Source organism: Micromonospora carbonacea, assembly GCF_014205165.1.
Classification (GTDB): Bacteria; Actinomycetota; Actinomycetes; order Mycobacteriales; family Micromonosporaceae; genus Micromonospora; species Micromonospora carbonacea.
In genome coordinates this window covers 2,992,949-3,016,614 of record NZ_JACHMZ010000001.1, presented here as the reverse complement: position 1 = coordinate 3,016,614, position 23,666 = coordinate 2,992,949, and the positions used below count along the sequence as shown (strand labels likewise).

The 23,666-nt window shown below is 75.0% G+C and carries 17 protein-coding genes; 6 read left to right on the top strand and 11 right to left on the bottom strand.

What is annotated here, in order from left to right; genetic code table 11:
- Positions 1-225 precede the first annotated feature (225 nt).
- Together HDA31_RS13085 and HDA31_RS13080 are read left to right on the top strand one after the other, a co-directional pair.
- Positions 226-1,623, top strand: a complete 1,398-nt coding sequence (locus HDA31_RS13085; protein ID WP_178065275.1) for a serine/threonine-protein kinase — start codon at positions 226-228, stop codon at positions 1,621-1,623.
- A gap of 135 nt (positions 1,624-1,758) precedes the next feature.
- Complete coding sequence (locus HDA31_RS13080) at positions 1,759-3,021, top strand: nucleotide sugar dehydrogenase (protein WP_178065274.1); 1,263 nt, start codon at positions 1,759-1,761, stop codon at positions 3,019-3,021.
- A gap of 3 nt (positions 3,022-3,024) precedes the next feature.
- Here the strand turns inward: HDA31_RS13080 and HDA31_RS13075 are convergent, their stop codons facing one another.
- The 4 genes from HDA31_RS13075 to HDA31_RS13060 form a co-directional block, all read right to left on the bottom strand.
- Positions 3,025-5,502, bottom strand: a complete 2,478-nt coding sequence (locus HDA31_RS13075) for an FtsX-like permease family protein (RefSeq protein WP_178065273.1) — start codon at positions 5,500-5,502, stop codon at positions 3,025-3,027.
- Entirely contained in the window at positions 5,499-6,287 is a 789-nt protein-coding gene (locus tag HDA31_RS13070; RefSeq protein WP_074477375.1) for an ABC transporter ATP-binding protein, read from the bottom strand. Before HDA31_RS13070 ends, HDA31_RS13075 begins: the two co-directional genes overlap by 4 nt.
- Positions 6,288-6,437: 150 nt before the next feature.
- On the bottom strand, positions 6,438-7,103 hold the full coding sequence (locus HDA31_RS13065; RefSeq protein WP_178065272.1) for a response regulator: 666 nt from the start codon (positions 7,101-7,103) through the stop codon (positions 6,438-6,440).
- Complete coding sequence (locus HDA31_RS13060; RefSeq protein ID WP_178065271.1) at positions 7,100-8,329, bottom strand: sensor histidine kinase; 1,230 nt, start codon at positions 8,327-8,329, stop codon at positions 7,100-7,102. The genes HDA31_RS13065 and HDA31_RS13060 overlap by 4 nt, the downstream gene beginning before the upstream one ends.
- A 270-nt stretch (positions 8,330-8,599) precedes the next feature.
- On the opposite strand from HDA31_RS13060, the gene HDA31_RS13055 reads away from it, so the two are divergent.
- A complete protein-coding gene (locus tag HDA31_RS13055; protein WP_178065270.1) occupies positions 8,600-9,634 on the top strand; it encodes a hypothetical protein in 1,035 nt (344 codons plus the stop codon).
- Positions 9,635-9,877: 243 nt separating this feature from the next.
- A complete protein-coding gene (locus HDA31_RS13050; RefSeq protein ID WP_178065269.1) occupies positions 9,878-10,498 on the top strand; it encodes a hypothetical protein in 621 nt (206 codons plus the stop codon).
- A gap of 143 nt (positions 10,499-10,641) precedes the next feature.
- Here HDA31_RS13050 and HDA31_RS13045 read toward each other — a convergent pair whose 3' ends face one another.
- Positions 10,642-11,643, bottom strand: a complete 1,002-nt coding sequence (locus tag HDA31_RS13045) for a linear amide C-N hydrolase (RefSeq protein ID WP_178065268.1) — start codon at positions 11,641-11,643, stop codon at positions 10,642-10,644.
- Positions 11,644-11,794: 151 nt separating this feature from the next.
- Between HDA31_RS13045 and HDA31_RS13040 the strand changes: the two genes are divergently transcribed.
- Entirely contained in the window at positions 11,795-13,060 is a 1,266-nt protein-coding gene (locus HDA31_RS13040; protein WP_246383922.1) for an SLC13 family permease, read from the top strand.
- 103 nt (positions 13,061-13,163) lie between these two features.
- Here the strand turns inward: HDA31_RS13040 and HDA31_RS13035 are convergent, their stop codons facing one another.
- The 4 genes from HDA31_RS13035 to HDA31_RS13020 all read right to left on the bottom strand — a co-directional run bounded on the left by HDA31_RS13035 (position 13,164) and on the right by HDA31_RS13020 (position 18,764).
- The gene (locus HDA31_RS13035) at positions 13,164-13,397 is read right to left on the bottom strand and encodes a DUF6289 family protein (protein WP_074477262.1); all 234 of its coding nucleotides are present in this window, start codon (positions 13,395-13,397) and stop codon (positions 13,164-13,166) included.
- 126 nt (positions 13,398-13,523) lie between these two features.
- Complete coding sequence (locus HDA31_RS13030; RefSeq protein ID WP_178065267.1) at positions 13,524-15,125, bottom strand: asparagine synthetase B family protein; 1,602 nt, start codon at positions 15,123-15,125, stop codon at positions 13,524-13,526.
- Positions 15,126-15,128: 3 nt separating this feature from the next.
- Entirely contained in the window at positions 15,129-16,094 is a 966-nt protein-coding gene (locus HDA31_RS13025) for a DUF5715 family protein (RefSeq protein WP_074477259.1), read from the bottom strand.
- 441 nt (positions 16,095-16,535) lie between these two features.
- Complete coding sequence (locus HDA31_RS13020; RefSeq protein WP_178065266.1) at positions 16,536-18,764, bottom strand: glycoside hydrolase family 9 protein; 2,229 nt, start codon at positions 18,762-18,764, stop codon at positions 16,536-16,538.
- 199 nt (positions 18,765-18,963) lie between these two features.
- Between HDA31_RS13020 and HDA31_RS13015 the strand changes: the two genes are divergently transcribed.
- A complete protein-coding gene (locus tag HDA31_RS13015) occupies positions 18,964-20,670 on the top strand; it encodes a DEAD/DEAH box helicase (RefSeq protein ID WP_178065265.1) in 1,707 nt (568 codons plus the stop codon).
- A gap of 51 nt (positions 20,671-20,721) precedes the next feature.
- On the opposite strand, the gene HDA31_RS13010 is transcribed toward HDA31_RS13015, so the two are convergent.
- Together HDA31_RS13010 and lon are read right to left on the bottom strand one after the other, a co-directional pair.
- The gene (locus HDA31_RS13010; RefSeq protein ID WP_074477253.1) at positions 20,722-21,093 is read right to left on the bottom strand and encodes a DoxX family protein; all 372 of its coding nucleotides are present in this window, start codon (positions 21,091-21,093) and stop codon (positions 20,722-20,724) included.
- A gap of 173 nt (positions 21,094-21,266) precedes the next feature.
- On the bottom strand, positions 21,267-23,597 hold the full coding sequence (lon, locus tag HDA31_RS13005; protein ID WP_178065264.1) for an endopeptidase La: 2,331 nt from the start codon (positions 23,595-23,597) through the stop codon (positions 21,267-21,269).
- Between the last annotated feature and the right edge of the window lie 69 nt (positions 23,598-23,666).

Genomic DNA, 23,666 nt, shown 5'->3' with positions numbered 1-23,666 from the left:
GGGCCGCGGACGCCACCGGCGACGCGGGCCGGGCGGGCCGACCGGGGCCTCCGCCGTTCGGCCAGGCCATGCCATCGTCCCGGGCGACCCGTGACGGGCGGTCGCGAGTCGATCACGGGCCGCCCGGACGGCGGGCCGCCCGGACGCCCCGGCCACCCCCTCGGCCCGCCCGGCGCGGCCGGAGCGCAGGAGGTGAGCCGGGCTCGCTCTGGGTACGGTATTGCTGTGTTGTCTTCGGGAGTCGTGCTCAGCGGTCGGTACCGCCTGGACGACCGTGTCGCCACCGGCGGCATGGGTGACGTCTGGCGGGCCACGGACCAGGTCCTCGGCCGACGGGTCGCGGTCAAGGTCCTGCTGCCGGCGCTGGTCTCCGACCCGGACTTCATCGCCCGGTTCCGCGCCGAGGCCCGGATCATGGCCGCCCTGCGGCACCCCGGCATCGTGCAGGTCTACGACTGCGGCGAGGACGACCTGCCCAGCGGCGGGCGGGCCGACTACCTGGTGATGGAGTTCGTCGAGGGCGAGCCGCTGTCCCGGCGGATCGAGGCGGCGGGGCACCTCGGCGTGGCCGAGACCATGTCGATCGTCGCCCAGGCAGCCCAGGCGCTGCACGCGGCGCACGCCGGCGGCATCGTCCACCGCGACGTCAAGCCGAGCAACCTGCTGGTGCAGGAGGACGGCACCGTCGTCCTGGTCGACTTCGGGGTCGCCCGGTCGACCAACGTCACGAGCATCACCAGCACCAACGCGGTGCCGGGCACCGCGCTCTACATGGCCCCCGAGCAGGCGGCGGGCCGACCGGTCTCCGGGGCCACGGACATCTACGCCCTCGGCGCGGTGGCCTACTGCTGCCTGACCGGCGGGCCGCCGTTCACCGGCGACAACCCCCTCCAGGTCGCCGTGCGGCACCTCGACGACGAGCCGCCGGAGCTGCCGGCCGACATCCCCGGGCCGGTGCGGGACCTGGTGTCCCGCGCCCTGGCCAAGGACCCGGCGGCACGGTACGCGACCGGCGCGGCGATGGCGGAGGCCGCGCGGGCCACCATCGCCGACAGCTCCGCGCCCACCAGCACCGTGCCGGTGTCGACGCGCCGGCCGCCCGCCGCCCGGGACAGGCTGGACAGCACCCGCGGCGACCTGCCGCCGGTGCGGCCGACGGCCGCGCCGGTGCGCACCCTCACCGGCCGCCCGGGCCGCCGTGGCACCCTGATCGGCGCGCTCGCGGCGGTGGCGGTCGCCGGGATCGCGCTGGCCGCGGCGCTCGGCGCCGCGACGAACGCCAACGCCCCCGCCACGAACTACGGGCCGACCGCCCCGGCGGCCGACCCGACGCAGGGCTCCGACGACCCGGCCGCCACCGAGGACGCCGCGGGCGACCCGGACCGCACGTTCCGGCCGGGCGGGGGCCGCCCCTCGGCGTCGGTCACCCCGACGCCGACCCCGCAGCCGAGCGAGTCGCCCGCGCCGGAACCGACGGGCGCGCCGCCCACCAAGCCCGTCGACCCGCCGCCCACGACGGCGAGCACCCCGGTGGACCCGCCGCCGACCACCGCGAGCACGCCGGTGGACCCGCCGCCGACCACGGCGAGCACCCCGGCCGACCCGCCGGCCCAGGGGGACTGACCCGGCCGGGTCCGCCGGATCCGGCCGCCGGGGCCGACCCCACCGGCCCCACCTTCACCAAATCGGACTTAAAACCCAGAACCTCACTTATGCTGACGATGATGCACGTTCCGTCGTCTGCTGCGGGAGCCACGGGTGAGCGCTGAGAAGTTGGTCGTCATCGGCCAGGGATACGTGGGCCTGCCGCTGGCCATGCGCGCCGTCGAGGCGGGCATGGCCGTCGTCGGCCTCGACGTCAACGCCGACCGGGTCAAGCGCCTCGCCTCGGGCGAGTCCTTCGTCGAGGACATCCCCGCCGACCGGCTCGGCCGGGCGCTGGGCAGCGGCAGATACCGCCCGAGCACCGAGTACGCCGACGCCGAGGGCTTCGACATCTGCGTGATCACCGTCCCCACCCCGCTGCGCGACGGGGTGCCCGACCTGAGCTACGTCGAGCAGGCCGGCGGCGGCATCGGGCCGTACCTGCGGCCGGGCTGCACGGTGATCCTGGAGTCGACCACTTACCCCGGCACCACCGAGGAGCTGCTCCGCCCGCTGCTGGAGTCGGCCAGCGGGCTGACCGCCCCCGGCGACTTCCACCTCGGCTACAGCCCGGAACGGATCGACCCCGGCAACCCGGTGTGGAAGCTGGAGAACACCCCGAAGGTGGTCTCCGGCGTCGACGCGGCCTCCCGGGAGCGGGTCGACGCGTTCTACCGGCGGCTGGTCGAGCGGACCGTGCCGGTGGACTCCACCCGGGTCGCGGAGCTGACCAAGCTCATCGAGAACACCTTCCGCCAGGTCAACATCGCGCTCATCAACGAGCTGACAATGCTCAGCCACCACCTCGACATCGACGTGTGGCAGGCCATCGAGGCCGCCGAGACCAAGCCGTTCGGGTTCATGCCGTTCCGCCCCGGCCCCGGCGTCGGCGGGCACTGCCTGCCGATCGACCCGTGCTACCTGTCCTGGCAGCTCAAGCGCCGGCTGGGCCGGCAGTTCCGGTTCATCGAGCTGGCCAACGACGTCAACCACGAGATGCCCGAGCACGTCGTCCGACGGATCATGAACGGGCTCAACCGGGCCGGCCGGGCGGTCAGCGGGGCCCGGCTGCTGCTGCTCGGGCTGGCGTACAAGCCGAACACCGGCGACATGCGGGACTCCCCCGCCGTCGACGTGGCCCGCCGCCTCCAGGACCTCGGCGCGGAGGTCCGGGCGGTCGAGCCGTACGCCGAGCCGCACCACCTGCCCGGCGGCGTGGTCGTGGTCGGCCTGACCGAACGCGAGATCCGCGCGGCCGACGCCGTGGTGGTGGTGACCGACCACGACTGCCTCGACTACGACCTGGTGGTGCGGCACGCCCGGTACGTCTTCGACACCCGCAACCGCTGCCACGGCCCGACGGTCGAACGCCTCTGACGCTCAGTCGCCGAGGGAGGCGACGATCGGGCGGGCGAGGGCGCGGCGGGCCGGCAGGACCGACGCCGCCAACGCCGCCAGCACCGCCACCAGGAGGACCAGCCCGAGCCGTCCCCACGGCAGCACCAGCGTGAACTCGCCGCTGAGCCGGGTGACCACCGCCATCGCGCCCGCGCCGACCCCGGTGCCGAGGCCCACCCCGAGCACCGCGCCGACCAGCGCCGTCAGCACCGCCTCCACGGCGAGCATCGCCCGCATCCGGCCCCTGGTCAGCCCGACCGCGCGCAGCACGGCGTTCTCCCGGGTGCGCTCGACCACCGACAGGCTGAGCGTGTTGGCGACGCCGACCAGGGCGATGACCACGGCCAGGCCGAGCAGGGCGACGACGAACGCCAGCACCATGTCGATCGTGCCGGTGAGCGACTTCTTGTACGTCGCCTGGTCCACCAGGTTCGCCGTCGGGTAGCGGGCCACCACCGACTCGACGACCTCGCGGGCCCGCTCGGCGCTCACCCCGGCGGCCGGGTCGATCTCGGCGAGGTGGCCGCGCACGGCCGGGAAGAGGCGGGAGAAGTCGGCGTCGACCACGTCGACCATGTGCCCGGCCGGCACGGAGCCGCCGGCCGGCACCGGCCCGGCGGCGACGACGGCCGCCACGGTGAACGACCGCCCGGCCAGGGTGACGGTGTCGCCGACCGACCAGCCCCGCGCCCGGGCCAGCTCCCGGTGCACCAGCACCCGGCCCGGGCCGAGCCGGCCCGCGTCACCGGCGTCCACGGCCGTCAGGGTGCGCCCGACCAGCGCCGGGTGGGCGGTCCGCAGCTCGACCCCGTCGCTGACCCGGCCGCGCAGCTCGTGCACGACGCCCAGCTCGGGGCGGGCGGCCAACTCCTCGACCAGCGGCCCGGGCAGGCTCCCGCCCACGCCGACGACCACGACGTCGACCCCGATCTCCCGGTCCACGACCCGCTCGATGCTGGCCTTGGCGCTGCCCGCGCCCACCACGAACGCCGACACCAGGCCGATGCCGATGACCAGCGCGGTGGCGGTCGCGGCGATCCGGCGCGGGTTGCGCACGGCGTTCGCCACGGCCAGGCCGGCGGTCGCCCCGAACAGCCGGCGCGCGGGGACGCCCAGCAGGCGCACCAGCGCCGGCACCAGCACCGGCCCGAACAGCACGATGCCGAAGAACGCCAGCACCCCGCCGGCCGCGACCAGCGGAAGTTGGCCGACGGCCCCGGCCGACCCCAGCGCCGCCACCCCGGCGGCGAGGACCAGCGCGCCCACGGCCAGCCGCACCCGGCCGGCCCCGCGGGTGGCGTGCACCGCCGCGTCGGTGAGCGCGGCCACCGGCGCGACCCGGGAGCCCCGCCAGGCGGGCACGGCGGCGGAGGCCACGGTGAGCACGGTGCCCAGCAGCAGGCAGACCAGCACGGTCGACGCCGTGACGGCGATCCCGTCCCCGGCCATCGGCACGTCGAACGCGGCCAGCAGGGCGTCCAGGCCGACCGCGACGCCCGCGCCGACCGCCACCCCGAGCGCCGAGGCGGCCAGTCCGGTCACCGCCGCCTCCAGCAGCGTCGCCCGCAGCACCTGCCCCCGGGTCGCCCCGACCAGCCGCAGCAGCGCGGTGCGCCGGGTGCGCTGGGCGAGCACGATGGCGAAGGTGTTGGCGATGACGAACCCGGCCACCACCACGGCCACCGCCGCGAAGGTGAGCAGGAGCAGGTTGAACTGCCTCAGGTCGCGGACCGCGTCGTCGACGGCGGCGTCGAGGACCGCCTGGCGGTCCTGCACCGTCACGCCGCCGCCGGCCACGGCCGCCACCCGCCCGGTCAGCTCCGCCGCCGGCACGCCCGGCGCGGCGGCCACCATGATCCGCCCGTAGCCCTCCTGCTGCGTCACGGCCAGGGCGTCGGGCCCGGCCAGGCCGATGAACGGCCCGCCGACGTCCCGGGCGGTGCCGGCCACGTCGACCGTGCCGACCAGGGTGTACGCGCGGGCCGCGCCCCCGCTGCCGCCCACGCGCACCGGCCCGCCGAGGACGAACCCCTCCTCGGCGACGGTCGGCGCGTCGAGGACCACCTCGCCGGTGCGCTGCGGCAGCCGCCCGGCCACCACGTCGTACGACTGGAGGGCCGCCTCGGTGGGGATCGCGGCGACGACGGCGTAGCCGAGGACGGGCCGGCCGTCGGAGCCGACGACCCCGGCGGTGCCGGTCAGCTCCCCGGCGGCGGCGCGCACCCCGTCGACAGCGCGCACCCGCTCCACGAGGGCGGGCGGGATCGGGTCCTCCCCGGCGTTCACGGCGACGTCGGTGTGCCGGTCGAAGACGCCGGCCCGCTCGTACGCGCCGCGCTTCATCCCGTCGGTGAGGATCAGGGTGCCGGCGACGAACGCGACGCCGAGCACCACGGCCAGCGCCGACAGCAGCAGCCGCAGCGCGTCGGCGCGCATGGTGCGCAGGGTCAGCCCGGTCACCGCCGGACCCCCGTCGCCGCGCCGGCCGGGGCCGGGTCGAGGCGGGCGAGCGCGTCGAGGACCGCCTCGGCGGTCGGCGCGACCAGCTCGCGGACCAGCCGGCCGTCGGCGAGGAAGACCACCCGGTCGGCGTGGCCCGCGGCGGTCGGGTCGTGGGTCACCATCACGACGGTCTGGCCGAGGGTGTCGACGGCCTCGCGCAGCAGCCGCAGCACCTCCGCGCCGGAGCGGGAGTCGAGGTTGCCGGTGGGCTCGTCGGCGAAGATCACCCACGGCTTGGTGATCAGGGCGCGGGCGACGGCGACGCGCTGCTGCTGGCCGCCGGAGAGCTCGGCGGGCCGGTGCCGCAGCCGGTCGGTCAGCCCGACGGCGGCGACGACCTGGCGCAGCCAGGCCGGGTCGGGGCGGCGGCCGGCGATGGCCAGCGGCAGCACGACGTTCTCCTCGGCGGTCAGCGCGGGCAGCAGGTTGAACTTCTGGAAGACGAAGCCGATCCGGTCGCGGCGCAGCAGGGTGAGCCGCCGGTCGTCGAGGCCGCCGGTGTCGGCGTCGCCGATGCGTACGGTGCCGGCGGTGGGCCGGTCGAGGCCGGCGAGGCAGTGCATGAGCGTGGACTTGCCGGAGCCGGACGGGCCCATGATGGCGGTGAACCGGCCGGCGGCGAAGTCGACGTCGACGCCGTCGAGGGCGACGACCCGCGCCGGGCCGACGCCGTATTCCTTGCGCAGGCCGCGGGCGGTGACCGCGACGCCGGCGGCGGCGAACGCGGGAGGTGGTACGGACACGTCGGTGCTCCCCGTGCAGGTGGTGGTTGCGGACACCTGTCGACGCTATGGGCGACGCCGGCCCGCCGCGTCCACCCGTGCGCCCGGCCCGCCTGCGCCCGGAGGCGTCCCCGCGGCCCGGCCCCGTACGACCTGGGGCGTACCCGCTCCTCAGCCGCCGGGGGTGACCAGGCCGCTCTCGTACGCCAGCACCACCGCCTGCACCCGGTCGCGCAGCCGCAGCTTGGCCAGGATCCGCCCCACGTGGGTCTTCACGGTCGCCTCGGCGACGTGCACCCGGGCGGCGATCTCGGCGTTGGACAGGCCCTGCGCCACCAGCAGCAGGATCTCGCGCTCCCGCTCGGTGAGCTGGGCCAGCCGGGGGTCGGCGGCGGGGCCGGGGCCGAGCTGGCCGGCGAACCGGTCCAGCAGCCGGCGGGTGATCGACGGGGCCACCACGGAGTCGCCCTCGGCGACCACCCGGATCGCGGCCAGCAGCTCCTCCGGCGGCACGTTCTTCAGCAGGAAACCGCTCGCCCCGGCCTGGAGGGCGGCGAACGCGTCGGCCTCGGTGTCGAAGGTGGTGAGCACCAGCACCCGGGGCCGGCCGCCGGGCCGGCCGGCGCAGATCCGCCGGGTGGCCTCCACCCCGTCCATCGTCGGCATCCGGATGTCCATGACCACCACGTCGGCCTCGACGCGGTCGAGCACCCGCAGCGCGTCCGCCCCGTCGATGGCCTCCCCGACGACGGTCAGGTCGGGCTGGGAACCCAACACCATCCGGAACCCCGCGCGCACCAGCGCCTGGTCGTCCACGATCACCACGCGGACCGTCATGCCGCCACCTCCGTCCCGGTGCTCGACGGTAGCGGCAGCCGCGCCTCGACCTGCCACCCCCCGGCCAGCGTCGGGCCGGCGGTGAGGCTGCCGTCGTACACGGTCACCCGCTCGCGCATGCCGACCAGGCCGTGACCGCCGGACGGCGCGGGCCGGACCACGGGGCGGCCCCGCCCGTCGTCGACGGCCCGGACCACGACGGCGTCGGGGGTGTGGGTGAGGCCCAGCGTGACGGTCGCGCCGACCCCGGCGTGCTTGAGGGCGTTGGTGAGCGCCTCCTGCACCACCCGGTAGACGGTCAGCTCCAGGCCGGGCGGCAGGGCCGGCGGCTCGCCGGTGACCGTCGCGTCGACGCGCAGCCCGGCGGCCCGGAACCGGTCGAGCAGCTCGGGCAGCTCCACCAGGGCCGGCCGGCGGTGCGTCGGCTCCGCCGCCAGCGCCGGGGCCGGCGCGCCGTCCGGCCCGGCCGCCGGCCCGGGGGTGTTCGTCTCCCGCAGCACCCCCACCAGGCGGCGCATCTCCTCCAGCGCCTGCCGGCCGGTGTCGGCCACCACCCGCACCGCCTCCCGGGCGGTCTGCGGGTCCCGGTCGAACAGGTAGCGGGCCCCGTCCGCCTGCACGATCATCACGGCCATGCTGTGCGCCACCACGTCGTGCAGCTCGCGGGCGATGCGGGTGCGTTCCTCGGCCACCGCCGCGCGGGACTCGGCCTCCCGTTCCCGCTCCAGGGTCGCGGCGCGCTCCTCCAGGCTGAGCACGTAGAGCCGGCGGGTACGCACGTTCAGCCCCATCAGCCAGACCGCGCCGGTCATCAGCGCGAACCAGATCGCCGTGGCCCACCAGGCGACGGCCGCCTCGGTCTGGAGCGCGGCGAGCACCACGCCGACAGCGGCGACGACGCCGGCGACGACGCCGGCGGCCAGCCTCTCGGCGTACTTCACCACGCTGTAGAGGGCGATCAGCACCGCCACGTCGAAGGCCAGCGGGCCCCACCCGGCGACCACCTGGACGCCGGCGAGCAGGGCGACCGCCGCCCCCACCGCCGAGGGGCGGGCGCGCCGGAACAGCAGGACGAGGGCCATCGCCGCCCCGACGCCGGTGGCCCACCAGCCGCCGGGCTGGTTGGCCGCCCCGGCCAGGCCCATCAGCCCGACGAAGCCGGAGACCGCCACGTCGAAGGCCACGCTCCGCAACGGCAGGCCGAACAGGATCCGCCTCACGGTCACCGAGCGTACGGGGCGCGGGTCCGAGAGAGGGCCAGGGTGTACAGGAGTCGCCTGCGCCGCCGTTGATACCTCGCGGGCCACATTTCTCAGATTCACGTTCCGCCGTATCCGGGAATTGCCACCTCCCCGGCAAATGCGGACGCCCTTTGAGCAATGGTCAATCTCGGTCGTTCCATTTATGGTGACCACTGTCATACAGTTGTCGCGCCGGGCCACCGGAGCAATTCCTCGCCGTTCGGCCCATCACCACCATCGAAGGGGAATCAGCACATGAGAATCGCGCTGGCACGTCCACGCCCGCGGCGCACGGCCCGCCTGCTGTTCGGGGCCCTGCTGACCGCCGCGCTCGCGTTCTCCGTGAGCGGCACCGCCACGGCCGCGATCGACAAGGGCGACTTCACCGCGAACGCCCGCACCGACGTGTACATGCGGGACATCGCGTCGGACACCGGGTTCGAGCCGCACGGGGCCATCTACAGCTCGTTCTTCAACAGCCCGGACATCAAGATCTGCCCCACCGCGGTCGAGTGCGCGTCGCACACGAACCCGATCGTCGGATCGACGAGCTACATTTTCGTGAACCTGCGGAACAATGGCCCGTACGGTTCCGGAATCGGCAACGGGACGCTGAAGGCGTACTACACCACCTCCGGTGGCGCGGCGAACTGGCCGATGAACTGGACGCCGATCGGCTCCAAGACGCTGCCCGTCGCGCCCGGCGTCACCACGACGTCGATCGCCTGGCCGAACGTGCCCTCCATCGGGCACTTCTGCCTGCTGCTGCGCTGGGAGTCGGCGACCGACCCGATGCTGTTCGAGGGCACCGCGACCTCCATCAACACGCAGTACAACAACAACATCGCCTGGAAGAACGCCAACACCGTCCCGGCGGGCGGCAGTGGCGTGATCAGCGACCGCCCGTACGCCATGGCGAACGCCCTGGCCGAGCCGGCCCCGTTCGACCTCGCGTTCCGGCCGGTCGGCGAGCCGGCCCCCGGCGTCAAGATCGTCGCCGACCTCGGGCCGGAGCTGTTCGAGCGCTGGCGGGCCGCCGGCGGTCAGGGTGAGGGCATCCAGGTCGTCGGCCGCAGCGCCGTGCAGATCGTCGACCCGTACAAGGCGCAGATCAAGGGCCTGCTGATCAAGCCCGAGGAGCGGCCGGTGGTCAAGCTGAGCTTCACCACCAGCCAGGCGCTCCAGAAGGCGTACACCCTCCAGGTCGTCCAGGTCGGCCCGGCGAGCAAGCTCGGCGAGAGCTTCGACGTCGGCGGGGTGGACTACACCTTCGAGCCCCGCAAGGGCTGACCGGGCGGGTCGGCGGACCGGAGGGCCGGGGGGCCGGGATCCCCTCCGGTCCGCCGGCCACACCGGTAGGACCGGCCGACCGCCGCCACGAGCGATCGTGGCGGCGGTCGGCCGCGCCGGCCAGCGGCGGGTCGCAATCCGATCCTTGCCGATGACGGCCTCAGGACGAACCAATGCCCCTCTGGGCACCGCGGCCCAGTGGAAACCGTTCAGAATTCGCCGGCAGACACGAAGGAGCAAGCGATGAGTATCCAGCTCTCCCGGTCCCACAGAACGAGGCGCCTGCTGACCGGTGCGGCGCTGTTGGCGATGGCTCTAGCGATCGTGCCCACGATCGCGTCGGCGGCGATTCCGCACTCCGGCACCGGCCAGATCAACGCCTGCTACACGGTCGCCTCCGGCGCGCTCCGCGTCGTCGACAGCGAGGCCGGCCAGGCATGCGACTCGACCGAGCGAGCGTTGAGCTGGCCGTCGGCGGGCACCGCGGCGACGCAGTACCAGACGTCCGGGCCGGTTTCCCTGGCGGCGGGCGCTGGTGGGCTGACCACGGTCCTGCCAGGACCGGTGCTGCCGGCCGGCCACTACGACGTCACCATGGGGACCATGCTCAACAACCCCACCTCCCAGGCGGACACCCTGAGATGTGGCCTCTACAACGGGGCCGGCGGGTTGCTGAGAGGAGATGCCGTTTCCATTCCCGTGGGCTACAGCGAAAGCACCAGCATCACGGCCCTGGTCACTCTGACCGCTCCCGACCGGATCAACGTGCAGTGCCTGCACGACGGCACCACGCCATCCGCTGGACCTCGACTTCAGGTCTACTATGCCAACGTTGTGGTGCGGAAGGTCGCACAGCGCTTCTAGTAGTGATCAGTCGGGTCGGGACGGGCCGGTGGCAGCGGGAGCACAATCCGAGCCCGGTGGCGAACGAGCAAACGGTGGTCGGCAACCGAGTCCGGGGGCAGGTCGCGCGGCGGGCATGCCCACGGGCGGCCGGTCCGCCGGAGCTAGGGCAGGGTCACCGGGAGGCGGTACGCCCGCTCGGTGCCCGCGGCCGTGCGCAGGTGGATCTCGCCGGTGCGCAGGCCGTAGGTCACCGACCAGCGGGTGTGGCCCTGCCGCACGTCGTTGAGCAGTTCCAGCGCCGCCCGGTCGTCGACCACCCCGCCGGCCTTCGTGAGGGCGGCGGCGAGCACGCCGTAGCGGTGGTCGGCGCGCCGACGCTCTTCGGGCACGCCGACCACCGGCACGTTGGTCAGCGCCTGCCAGCCGCCCCGCCCCTTCTCGACCCGCATCGCGCCGTCGACGAACTCGACCACGGCCGAGGCCCCGGTGGCGTCGGCGAGCAGGTAGTGCAGCGGAGGCCCGCCGTCGAAGTCGAGGTTGTGCCGGCCGAAGACGGCGACCGCCTCGTCGACCGTGGCGGCCTGGTCGAGCACCAGCCGCAGGATGCGTACTGAACCCACCATGGGTTTGCCCGGCTCGGCGCGGACGGTGGCCCCGTCGTCGGCGGCCAGCCCGACGGCCAGGCCGCGCTCGTTCATCCCGTCGAACGGCAGCAGCGGCGCGTTGAGCAGCCGGCGGTCGCCGGTGGGGTCGGCGCCGACGCCGAGGTAAGACATGTCCACCAGGGAGACCGTGGCGTACCCGTCCGGCGGGTCGGTGCGCAGCACCAGGGCCGGGTTGGCGTCCCAGTCGAAGTTGCGGGCGAACAGGGGGCGGCCCGGGTCGCCGGAGGCGGCGAAGAGCGAACAGCCGAACGGGCTGGGCGGGGCGGCGTCGGTGCCGACGGTCGGGTCGTAGTCGCCGACGTACGTCATCTCCCACATCGGCAGGTCGTCGACCCGGCGCAGGCTGGCCAGGGTCCGGTCGGCCTGCGCCGGGTCCTGCCGGGACGCGGTGGGCGTGCCGGCCGGCGTCGGGGGCGGGGCGGCGGCGGTCTCGGGGGCGGAGCAGGCGGTGGCGGCGAGCAGCAGGGCCAGGCCGGCTCCCAGGAAGGTCCTACGCATGATGGCTGAACGCTAGGTCAGCCATCGACCGTTGTCCACCACGCCCCGACGGCCGGGCGGGGTGGTCCGCCGGGCCGCGGCGGGAGGGCCCGGTCACAGCGGCGTGGCGGACCGCCGGGGTGACCGGCCGGCCGTGCGAGGATCAGCCGCCGTGGACCCTGACGGCGAGCCGACGGCGCACACCGGCGACGGGCCGGCCGCGCCGGCCGGCCACGCCCCGCGCGGTCTGCTGGGGCGGCTGCGCCAGCTGCACCCGCTCGACCGGGTGGCCCTGGCCCTGGCCGTGCTCGGGGCGGCCTGCGCGCTGACGGGCCTGCTGCCGCGCGCCGAGACCGTGGCCACCCTGGGGCGCATCCTGCCGCTGCTGCTGTTCCTCGGCACGGTGGTGGTGCTGGCCGAGCTGACGGCGGTGGCCGGCGTGTTCGACGTGCTGGCCGGGCGGCTGGCCCGCGCCGCCCGGGGCAGCTTTCCGGCGCTGTTCGTGCTCTGCGTCGGCTTCGCCTCCGTCACCACGATCGCGCTGAATCTCGACACCACGGCGGTGCTGCTCACACCGGTGCTGCTGGCGCTGGCGCGGCGGCTGGGCATGCCGCCGCTGCCGCTGGCGCTGACGACCGTGTGGCTGGCGAACACGGCCAGCCTGCTGCTGCCGGTGTCGAACCTGACCAACCTGCTGGCCGCCGACCGGATCGACCTCGACCCACTGTCGTACGCGGCGCGGATGGCGCTGCCGCAGGCCGCCACGATCGCGGCCACCATGGCGCTGCTCTGGTTCGGCTACTGGCGTCGGGGGCGGCGCGGGGTCGACCGGTTCGTCGCGCCCACGCCGCACGTCCCCGCCGATCGGGTGCTGTACCGGATCGCGCTCGTCGGCTGCCTGCTGCTCGTGGCGGGGATCCTCGCCGGGGTGGAGGTGGGGATCGCCTCCGCGGCGGCCGCCGGGCTCGTGCTGGCCGGCTTCGCCGCGCGCCACCGGGCCGCGCTGCGTCCGGCGCTGGTGCCGTGGCGGCTGCTGGTCTTCGTCACCGGGCTGTTCCTGGTGGTGCAGACCCTCGGCCGGCACGGCCTGGACGACGTCGTCGGCGTGCTGCTCGGCCCGGACGGCGGGGCGCTCGGCGCGCTGCGGGCCGGCGGCACGGGCGCGCTGCTGTCCAACGTCGTGAACAACCTGCCGGCGTACGTGGCGGGCGAGGCGGTGCTCCCGCCCGGCGACGGGACCCGGCTGCTGGCCCTGTTGATCGGCACGAACGCCGGCCCGCTGGTCACGCCGTGGGCGTCGCTGGCGACCCTGCTGTGGTACGAGCGCTGCCGGGCCGCCGGGGTGGCCGTGCCGCTGGGCCGGTTCCTGGCCGCCGGGGCCCTGCTCGCCGTCGGCGCGACGGCCGCCGGCGTGGGCGCGCTGCTGCTCACCGGCTGACCGGGGACGACCCACGTCGACGGGGCGGCGAGAGCGGCCCCACCTGCGGTGCCGGGTGTGGTGGGGCGGCCGTCCGGCCGCCCCACCACACCCGGCGTCGGGCTCAGCAGGGGCTCTCGACGAAGGTCGGGTAGCCGGAGCGGACGCCCCAGGTGTAGACCGTGCCGGAACAGCTCTCGTACCTCTCCCCCACCACCGTGGTGTGGCCGGAGTCGGCGTAGTAGGTGGTCACGCACTCGTGGTCGATCCGGCAGGCGCGGGCCTGCGCGGGCGAGCCCGGCACGACGAGCACGGAGGCGCCCACCAGGGCGGCGGTCAGCAGCACGCGGCGGATCACGGGAGTCCCCTTCCGGCGACGGGTGGGGCGTCACGCCCGGGGTGACTCGTCGTCCCACCGGCCGCCTGTGTATCGATCAACGTAATGCTCCACAGTGGGCGGGGCAACGACGGTAGGGGTGGGCCCTCAGCCGACCGGGGTCCGGCGGGTGACGCGCGGGCCGACCAGCCGGCGGACCACCGGCGCGGCGTTCCACCTCGCCGCGCCGACCAGGTCCCGGGCGTGCTCCAGCACCGTGTAGTCCGGCCGGGCCAGCCCGTCGGCGATGGCCCGGTCCAGGTCGTTGCCGCAGCGGGTGAGCACGCTGTCGAAGTCCCGGCGCACCGGGTCGAGCAGGTGGTAGCCGAAGGAGCGGTGCAGCCGGGCGAAGAGCGGCTTGTAGAGCCGGGCCCGCTCGTGCAGCCCCGAGGAGTACGACATCGGGTTCTTCGGCCGCCGCCGCACGTAGTCGGGCAGCACGTCGGCGAACGCGCGACGGACGATCCACTTCTCCTGGCCCTCGCGCAGCTTCAGCCCCAGCGGCAGCCGCATCGCCAGCTCCACCACGCTCAGGTCGAGGAACGGCACCCGCGCCTCCACCCCGTGCGCCATGCTGGCGCGGTCCACCCGCTGCAACTCCGTACGGCACAGGTTGCGGATCCGGTGCAGGAACAGCCGGCGGGCCCGCTCGGGGCCGACCTGGTGGTACATGGGGTAGCCGCCGAACAGCTCGTCGGAGCCGTCGCCGGTGAGCACGACCTTGACGCCCAGCTCGCGCAGCCGCCGGAAGATCGGCACCGAGACCACGGCGTTGATGATGTCGCCGTACTCGGTGAGTTCGGAGATCCGGATGGCCTCCCGCACGTCGGCGAGCCGGATGTCGCGCGGACGCAGCTCGATCACCTCGTGCGGCACCCCCAGGTCGGCGGCGAGCCGCCGGGCGTACGCCACGTCGGGGCTGCCCGGCGCCCCGACGGTCACCGCCACGCAGTCGGGGTGCAGTAGGCGGGTGTGCAGCAGGGCGAGGGAGCTGTCCAGCCCGCCCGAGAGCACCACGCCGACGGTGAGGTCGGTGTCCAGCCGCATCCGGATGCTGTCGGTGAGGGCGGCCCGGACGAGCAGGGCGGCCTCGTCCGGGTCGTCCACCACGGGCAGCCCGTCGCCGAGGGTGAGCAGGTCGACGTACGGGCGTAGCCGGACGTGGCCGCCCGGCTCGGCCCAGCCGTGGTGCCCCGGGGGCACCTCGGCGACCGGGGCGCCGTGCCCGGCCAGGGCCTTGACCTCGCTGGCCAGGTGCAGGCACCCCGGCATCTGGGACCAGTAGAGGGGCTTGACCCCGAGCGGGTCGCGGGCCAGGTAGGCCCGGCCGGTGGCCCGCTCGACCACGACGAAGGCGTACTCGCCGCGCAGCCGCCGCACCGCCTCCTCGCCCCAGCGTTCGAAGGCGGTGAGCACCACCTCGGTGTCGCTCTCGCTGCGGAACACGTGCCCCAGGCGGGTCAGCTCGGCGCGCAGCTCCCGGTGGTTGAAGACCTCGCCGTTGTAGCAGAGCAGGAGGCGCTCGTCGGCGGAGGCCCAGGGCTGCACCGCCCGTTCCCGGTCGACGATCCGCAGCCGGCGGGTGCCGGCGAGCAGGCCGGCCTCCCGGCGGGTCTCGGTCACCTCGCCGCGCGGGGCGAGGACGGCCAGCATCCGCCGGAAGGTGGCCGGGTCGGCCTCGGGGCCGAGGCTCAGGGCGATGCCGCACACGGCTCAGACCCCCATCTCGGCCTCGTACGCGCGGCGGAACCGCGCCCGGGCGGCGGGCGCGAGGCACACGTGCCAGGCCTGCCCCTCGTCGACCACGTTGACCTCCCCGGCCTGCTGCCGGGACAGCAGCAGCCCGGCCAGCACGTCCCGGGCGCCGAACCGCTGGAACCAGGACATCTCGACGTCGACGGCGTAGCCGAGGCAGTGGGCGCTGGGCACCATCGCGGCGTAGCCGAGGCGGCGCAGCCGGTGCTGGTGCTCGGCGCTGCGCACCAGGCTGGTCACCCACAGCGGCGGGGTGCCGGGCGGGGCGCTGCGGGCGAACTCGCGGCCGATGTCGTTGAGCAGGCCGATCACCTCACGCCGGGCCCGGCGGAACCGCAGGCCGGCGGTGCGCGGCCGGGCGGCCGGCAGCAGCCGGCGGCGCACCGCCCGCACGCTCCGGCCGACGACGGTGGCGGGCTGCTCCTGGTAGCGGAAGCGGAGCAGGTCGCGGCGGCGCAGCCACTCCAGGTCGACCAGCTCGTTGCTGGCGTGGACCTGCGCGTCGGTCATGAAGGTGGTGGCGTCGCGCCACCACATCACGTCGATGCGGGAGAGCAGGTAGATCCGCACGAGGGCGGCCAGGTCACCGGCGGAGCTGCGCGGGTTGGGCCGGTAGCGGGCCATCTCCAGCAGCAGCGTCTCCCGGGCGCCGACGAGGCCCTGGCCGGTGGCGTCGAGCACCGCGGCGATCGCCGGCTCGCGCAGCCGCTCGTCGAGCAGCACCTGGCGGGCCCCCGCCGAGTCCGGGTCGGCCAGCGCGCCGACCTCGACGAGCAGGTCCGTCACGGCCGCCCGGTAGGCGTCGAGGTCGGGCGTCGGCGGGGCCGGGCGGGGGGCGACGCCCCGCGGCACGCGCCGCGCCGGGGCGGTGGACGCGACGGAGGTGCCGGGCTGCTGGCCGGAGCTTCGGCTGGGCACTCGCATGGTCGGGTCCTCCCCCGTACGGCACGGATCGGCTGCGCTGAAACCACCGTAATCATGAGAATGCGGAAGAGACCGAACATTCCTCCCATCTCCCCCGAACGCGCGTCCGGGGGCGGGCGAGCCCGCAGCGGGGAGGAACGGGCGTCGGGCCGGGCCGCGCCGGGCAGCGTCGCCTGCCCGCCCGCGCAGCCGCCGCCGGGTCGCCGGTGCCGCACGCCGCTTCGACCGGGGCGGCGGGTGGAGCGGGACGGCCGGGGTGGGTGCGGCACCCCGGCCGTCCGCCCGGGCCTCGATTCCGATCCGGAAGAGGCCCCTGACCAGTTTCGCCGAACGTCGTCGATCCCGCAGCCCCCTTCACCGACCGGACACGGGAAGGGCGGGATCCGCGACGGACCCGGATCAGGCCGGCGGTGCCGGCATCGTCGTCACCGGGTCACCCGGTCACCGCACCGCGCAGGCGGTGCCGTTCACGGCGAAGCCCGCCGGGGCCGGGTTGGCGCCGGTGTGCGAGGCGTTGAAGCCCAGGCTCACCGAGCCGCCCGGGGCGACCACGGCGTTCCAGCTCTCGTTGGTCACCGTCACCTCGGCGCCGCTCTGGCTGAACTTCCCGGACCAGCCCTGGCTGATCTGCTGGCCGGCGGTGAACCGGAAGGTCAGCCGCCACGACGACCACGTCGCCGCCGAGGTGTTGGCGACGGTCAGGTTGCCGCTGAACCCGTTGCTCCAGTCGTTCGACGTGTACGTCACCGCGCAGCCCCCCGCCGGCGGCGGCGTGGTCGTGGGCGAGACGGTCGGCGAGGGCGAGACCGTGGGGGTGGGGGTGGGCGAGACGGTCGGCGTCGGGGTGGGTTCCGGCGTGCCGCCGGTGCCCGCCCGCTCCGCCGCCCAGTTCGCCAGCCAGGCCAGCGCCGAGTTCCAGTTGATCGCCACCTCGTTGACCGAGTACGCCTCGATGTCGTCGACGTAGCACTTCTGCGGCTTGCACCCGGAGAGCTGGGCCACGGCCACCGGGTCCTGGAGCTGGCTGTTCGGGCCGCCGGCGAGCGAGCCGGGCGGCGCGGTGGGCAGCGAGGAGTCGTTCTGGTTGGCCCAGAACCGGTGGTGCACGTTGCGCACCGGCTTCTCGCCGTACCCGGCCACGTAGGACTGGTTCAGCGGGTTGCGGCCGAGCAGGTAGTCGTAGGCGGCGTAGGCCCCGCCGCGGTACTTCTGCTGGCCGGTGAAGTCGAAGGCGAGGGCCAGGACGTTGCCGTTGTTGGCGACGGCGCCGTTGGAGCCCCAGTAGTACGTCCCGTCGCCGCTGCCCGGGGCCGGGTAGCCCTGCCGGGCGGTCTGGGTCAGCAGCCGATCGGCGAAGGCCACGATCGCGGACCGGGTGGCGGCCAGGTCGGCGGCCGGCAGCCCGTTGGGCACCAGGGCCAGGGTGGTGTCGCCCAGCCCGGCGGTCCAGCTCCAGTCGTAGCCGCGGTTGGCGAAGCTGGTGCCCCGGTAGAAGGACGAGCCGGTCACGTCGGCGCGGTAGCCGGCCGCCCCGGTGGTGGCGTACAGCTCGGCGGCCGCCCAGTAGAACTCGTCGCCCACGCTGTTGTCCTCGTACGCGCCGCCGCCGGTGTTGTCCGTGGCCGGCGCCAGCCGGTTCGGGTTGGCCTTCGCCGCGGCGTACGCCTTCTCGGCCGCGGCGAGCGCCCGCGCGGCGAAGGTCGCGTCGTAGGGCTTCCACAGCCGGGACGCCTGCGCGGCGGTCGCCGCCAGGTTCAGGGTCGCGGCGGTGCTGACCGGCGCGAGGAGCCGTGGCTGGCTGTCCTGCTCCGGCCGGGTCGGCAGCGCGGTCCAGTTCTGGTCGTGGATCTTGTGGTGCGCCATGCCCGCGTAGGGGCGGCCGTCGGGCACCTGCATCTTCAGCATGAACTCCAGCTCCCAGCGCGCCTCGTCCAGCACGTCGGGCACCCCGTTGGCCTGCTCGGGGATCGCCAGCGTGCCGTCGGCGAGCCCGGCCCGGTCGGCGCCGGCCACGTGCAGGGAACGCTCGTGAATGTTCTGGAGCTGCCAGGTGGCCAGGCCGCCGTTGACCACGTACTTGCCGTGGTCGCCGGCGTCGTACCAGCCGCCCCGCACGTCGAGGGTGTAGCCGCAGGAGCTGCGGCAGGGCACCGCGTTGTCGCCCTGGTTCGGGGCGACGTTGACGTGCCCGGCGGGCCGGGAGTAGCGGGAGCCGACGTAGCGCGACTCGATCGGGGTGCCGCTGCGCTGGTGGTAGAAGAACGCCAGCGAGTCGGTGCGCAGCCGGCGCACCGCGTCGGCGGAGATGTCGAAGGGGTGGCTGTTGTTCCCGCCGACCGACAGCACGTAGCCGCTGCCCACGGTGTCGTAGGCGGAGAAGTCGGCGACGTGGACGCTGTCGCCGGAGAGGGCGTCCGCGCCGCGTACGGTGGTCTGGCCGGAGGCGACGGTCGCGCCGGCGGCGTTGCGCAGGGTCCAGGCCAGCGGGCTGGTCGACGTGCTGACCACCGTGGCCTGCTTGGGGGCGCCGGGCACGTAGGCGACCTGGTTCACCTTCACCGGGCCGCCCGGGTCGGGCGCGGCGGCCGCGATGGACGGCACGACGGCCAGGGCGCTCAGCGTGAGCAGGGTGGCGGCCGCCATGGCGGCCGGGCGCTTGCGGAGGGGCATCGTTCCTCTTCCGGGGTGCGTCGGGTTGACCACCTGCCGGACCTGCCCAGCGCGAAGCCGCCGGGCGGTCGGGCAGACCGTCGACGGGAGCGCTGGCCCTACCATAGGCCATCGACGCGGCCCGCGTCGCCGGCGTGGCGGGGACGACGTTGTGCAGGTCGCCGCAGCGGGCCGGGCGGGGTGATGAAAAGCTTCGTGTATGAGTTCCGCACCCGCATCGACCGAACACACCATCCCCGCCGACGAGGCCACCGCCTTCGCGGATCTCGGGCTGCGTGCCGAGCTGCTCGGCGCGCTGTCCGCGCTCGGCTACGAGGAGCCGACCCCGATCCAGCGGGAGGCGATCCCGCCCCTGCTGGCCGGCAGGGACCTGCTCGGTCAGGCGGCCACCGGCACCGGCAAGACGGCCGCGTTCGCGCTGCCGCTGCTGCAACGGATGCCGGACGGGCGGACCGGCGGGGAGCCGGTGGCCCTGGTGCTGGTGCCCACCCGGGAGCTGGCGGTGCAGGTGTCGGAGGCGTTCCACCGCTACGGCAAGGACCTGGGCGCGCGGGTGCTGCCGATCTACGGCGGCCAGCCGATCGGCCGGCAGCTGCGCGCCCTGGACCTGGGGGTGGACGTGGTGGTGGCGACCCCGGGCCGGGCGCTGGACCACATCGCCCGGGGCACCCTGCGGCTGGGCGGCCTGGCCACGGTGGTGCTCGACGAGGCCGACGAGATGCTCGACATGGGCTTCGCCGAGGACATCGAGGCGATCCTGGAGCACGCCCCGCAGCAGCGGCAGACGGTGCTGTTCTCGGCGACCATGCCGTCGCGCATCGACGGGATGGCCCGGCAGCACCTGAGCGACCCGGTGCGCATCCAGATCGGCCGGGAGCAGCCGGTGGCCGGCGAGACGCCCCGGGTGCGGCAGAGCGCGTACATCGTGGCGCGGGCGCACAAGCCGGCGGCGCTGGGCCGGGTGCTGGACGTGGAGTCGCCGACCGCGGCGATCGTCTTCTGCCGCAGCCGGGAGGAGGTCGACCGGCTCACCGAGACGATGAACGGCCGGGGCTACCGCGCCGAGGCGCTGCACGGCGGGATGAGCCAGGAGCAGCGGGACCGGGTGATGGGCCGGCTGCGCGCCGGCACGGCCGACCTGCTGGTGGCCACCGACGTGGCGGCCCGGGGGCTGGACGTCGAGCAGCTCACCCACGTGGTCAACTACGACGTGCCGTCGGCCCCGGAGTCGTACGTGCACCGCATCGGCCGGGTGGGGCGGGCGGGCCGGGAGGGGGTGGCGATCACCCTCGCCGAGCCGCGCGAGCACCGGATGCTCAAGACCATCGAGCGGGTGACCGGCCAACGCATCGCCATCGACAAGATCCCCACGGTGGCCGACCTGCGCACCCGGCGGCTGGAGCTGACCCAGGCGGCGCTGCGGGAGAGCCTGCTGGAGGACGACCTGGAGCCGTTCCGGGTCATCGTGGAGTCGCTGTCGGACGAGTTCGACATGATGGAGGTGGCGCTCGCGGCGGTGAAGCTCGCCCACGAGGCCGCCTCGCCGGGCTCGGACGACGACGAGGAGGAGATCCCGCAGGTCGCGGTCCGGCCGCCGCGCGAGGGGCGTCCCGGGCAGGAGGGGCGCGGCGGCGAGCGGCGGCCCGGCCGGCCCCGCTCCGGGGGCACCACGCAGGTGTTCATCGGGCTCGGCCGGCGCGCCGGGGTGCGCCCGCAGGACCTGGTCGGCGCGATCACCGGGGAGACCCGGGTCAGCGGGCGGGACATCGGCTCGATCGAGATCGCCGACCGGTTCTCGCTGGTCGAGGTGCCGATCGCCGTGGTGGACGAGGTGATCGCCGGGCTGCGCAACAGCACGATCAAGGGCCGCAAGACGACGGTACGCCGCGACCGCGACCGCCCCTGACGAATGCGGGCGGCCGGCCCGCGCCGGTGGGCGCGGGCCGGCCGGGGCCGGTCAGAACGCGTACGGGCCGAACCGACCCCAGGCGACGACGAGCGCCGCGACCAGCAGCAGGGCGGTGAACGCGGCCGGCGGGTACTCCTTGGCCCGGGCGTGCACGACGACGGCGCCGGCCATCACGATCGCCGCGCCCACGGCGGCCAGCGGCGTCAGCACGGTGGCGATGCCGGTGAGGGCGGGCAGGACCAGGCCGACCGCGGCGAGCACCTCCAGCGCGCCGAGGGCCTTCACCGCGCCTTCCGGCACGCCCTCGACCCAGCTCATCTTCTCGCGCAGCTTCTCCCGGGACTGGGTGACCTTGGTGAGCCCGGCCCCGGCGAAGACCAGGGCGAGCAGGATCTGCAGGGCCCAGAGGGCAATGTTCATGGGGGTGCCTCCATGGCGGACCGCCGCGCGGGCGGGACAGATACTTGACGATTCAGGGACCACCGTACTGGCCCGCCCCGCCCCGCCGGACGACCGCCCGGCCGCCCCACCCCGCAGTAGGCAGGGGCCCCTTGTCATCGGAGAAGCGATGACAAGGGGCCCCTGCTCACCTGTCAGGCGGCCGTGAGGGCCGGGTCGGTGCGGGTGTCGGCGTCGGCCGGGCGCAGCGCCAGGGCGAGCACGTCGGCCACGTCCGCGAGGGTGTGCACGGTCAGCGCCCCGCGCACCTCGGCCGGCAGGTCGTCCAGGTCCGGCTCGTTGCGCGCCGGGATGATCACCTCGGTCAGGCCGGCCCGGTGCGCGGCGAGCAGCTTCTGCTTCACCCCGCCGATGGGCAGCACCCGCCCGGAGAGGGTCACCTCGCCGGTCATCCCGAACTCCGGGCGCACCGGCCGGCCCGTCACCAGCGACGCCAGCGCGGTGACCATCGTGATGCCGGCGCTCGGCCCGTCCTTCGGCACCGCGCCCGCCGGGACGTGCAGGTGGATGCGCCGCCCGGCGAGGGCGTTCGGGTCGATGCCGAACCGGCGGCCGTTGGAGCGCAGGTACGACAGCGCGATGTGGGCGGACTCCTTCATCACGTCGCCGAGCTGGCCGGTGAGGGTCAGCCCCGGCTCGCCCTCCATGCTGGTGGCCTCGATGAAGAGCACGTCGCCGCCCGCGCCGGTCACGGCGAGGCCGGTGGCCACGCCGGGCACCGCGGTCCGCTCCGCCGACTCCGGGGTGAACCGGGGCCGCCCCAGGTAGCGGGCCAGGTTGTCCGCGTCCACCCGCACCGGGGCCGGGTCGTCGGCCAGGGCGACGGCGACCTTGCGCAGGATCTTCGCCAGGGCCCGTTCGAGCTGCCGGACGCCGGCCTCCCGGGTGTGCTCCCCCGCGATCAGGGTCAGGGCGTCGTCGGCGACGGTGACCTCCTCGGCGGTCAGCCCGGCCCGCTGGAGCTGCCGGGGCAGCAGGTGGTCGCGGGCGATGGCGACCTTCTCGTCCTCGGTGTAGCCGTCGAGGGTGACCAGCTCCATCCGGTCCAGCAGCGGGCCGGGGATGGTCTCCACCACGTTGGCGGTGGCCAGGAACAGCACGTCGGACAGGTCGAGGTCGACCTCGAGGTAGTGGTCGCGGAAGGTGTGGTTCTGCGCCGGGTCGAGCACCTCCAGCAGGGCGGCGGCGGGGTCGCCGGAGTACCCGACGGCCAGCTTGTCGACCTCGTCGAGGAGCACGACCGGGTTCATCGAGCCGGCCTCGCGCAGGGCGCGGACGATCCGGCCGGGCAGCGCGCCGACGTACGTGCGCCGGTGGCCCCGGATCTCGGCCTCGTCGCGGACGCCGCCGAGGGAGACCCGGACGAAGTTGCGCCCGAGCGCCCGGGCCACGGACTCGCCGAGGCTGGTCTTGCCGACGCCGGGCGGGCCGGCGAGGGCGAGCACCGCGCCGGAGCCGCGCCCGCCGACCACGCCGAGGTTGCGCTCGGCGCGGCGGTTGCGCACCGCCAGGTATTCCAGGATGCGGTCCTTGACGTCGGCCAGGCCGGCGTGGTCGGCGTCGAGCACCTCGCGGGCCGCGGCCAGGTCGGTGTTGTCCTCGGTACGCGTGGTCCACGGCATCTCCAGGACCGTGTCGAGCCAGGTGCGGATCCACCCCGCCTCCGGGGAGGCGTCGCTGGCCCGCTCCAGCTTGCCGACCTCGCGCAGCGCCGCCTCGCGGACCTTCTCCGGCAGCACGGCGGCCTCCACCCGGGCCCGGTAGTCGGCGGAGCCGTCCGGGGAGTCCTCGCCGAGCTCCTTGCGGATCGCGGCGAGCTGCTGGCGGAGCAGGAACTCGCGCTGGGTCTTCTCCAAGCCCTCGCGCACGTCGCTGTTGATCTGCTCGGTGACCTCCTGCTCGGCCAGGTGGTCACGCACCCAGCCGACCAGCAGTTCCAGCCGGGCGGTGACGTCCGCGGCGGCGAGCAGCTCGGTCTTCTGCGCCAGGGTGAGCCAGGGCGCGTAGCCGGCCGCGTCGGCCAGCTCGGAGAGGTCGGTCATGCGCTCCATGGCGTCGATGACCTGCCAGGCGCCGCGCTGCTGGAGGACCGAGGTCATCAGGGCGCGGTACTCGCGGGCCAGGTCCCGGGCCCGGCCGGCCGGGGCGGGCTCGTCGAGCTGGGTCGCCTCGACCCAGAGGGCGGCGCCGGGCCCGGGGACGCCGGAGCCGATCCGGGCCCGGGACAGGCCGCGGACCACGGCGGCCGGCTCGCCGTCGGGCAGCCGGCCGACCTTCTCGATGGTGGCGATCACGCCGACGGGGCCGTACTCGCCGTCGATGCGGGGCACGGCGAGGACCTTCTTGTCGCCGGTGGCCCGCGCGGCGTCGACCGCGGCCTGGGTGGTGGGGTCGAGGGTCACCGGGACGACCATGCCGGGCAGCAGGACGGCGTCGGTGAGGGGTAGTACCGGAAGAGTTGCCATCGAACACCTGCCATCGGTTGACTTGAGCGTGTCAGGCTCAAGTCCCGGCTGGCTCCCGTTGTTCCGGGA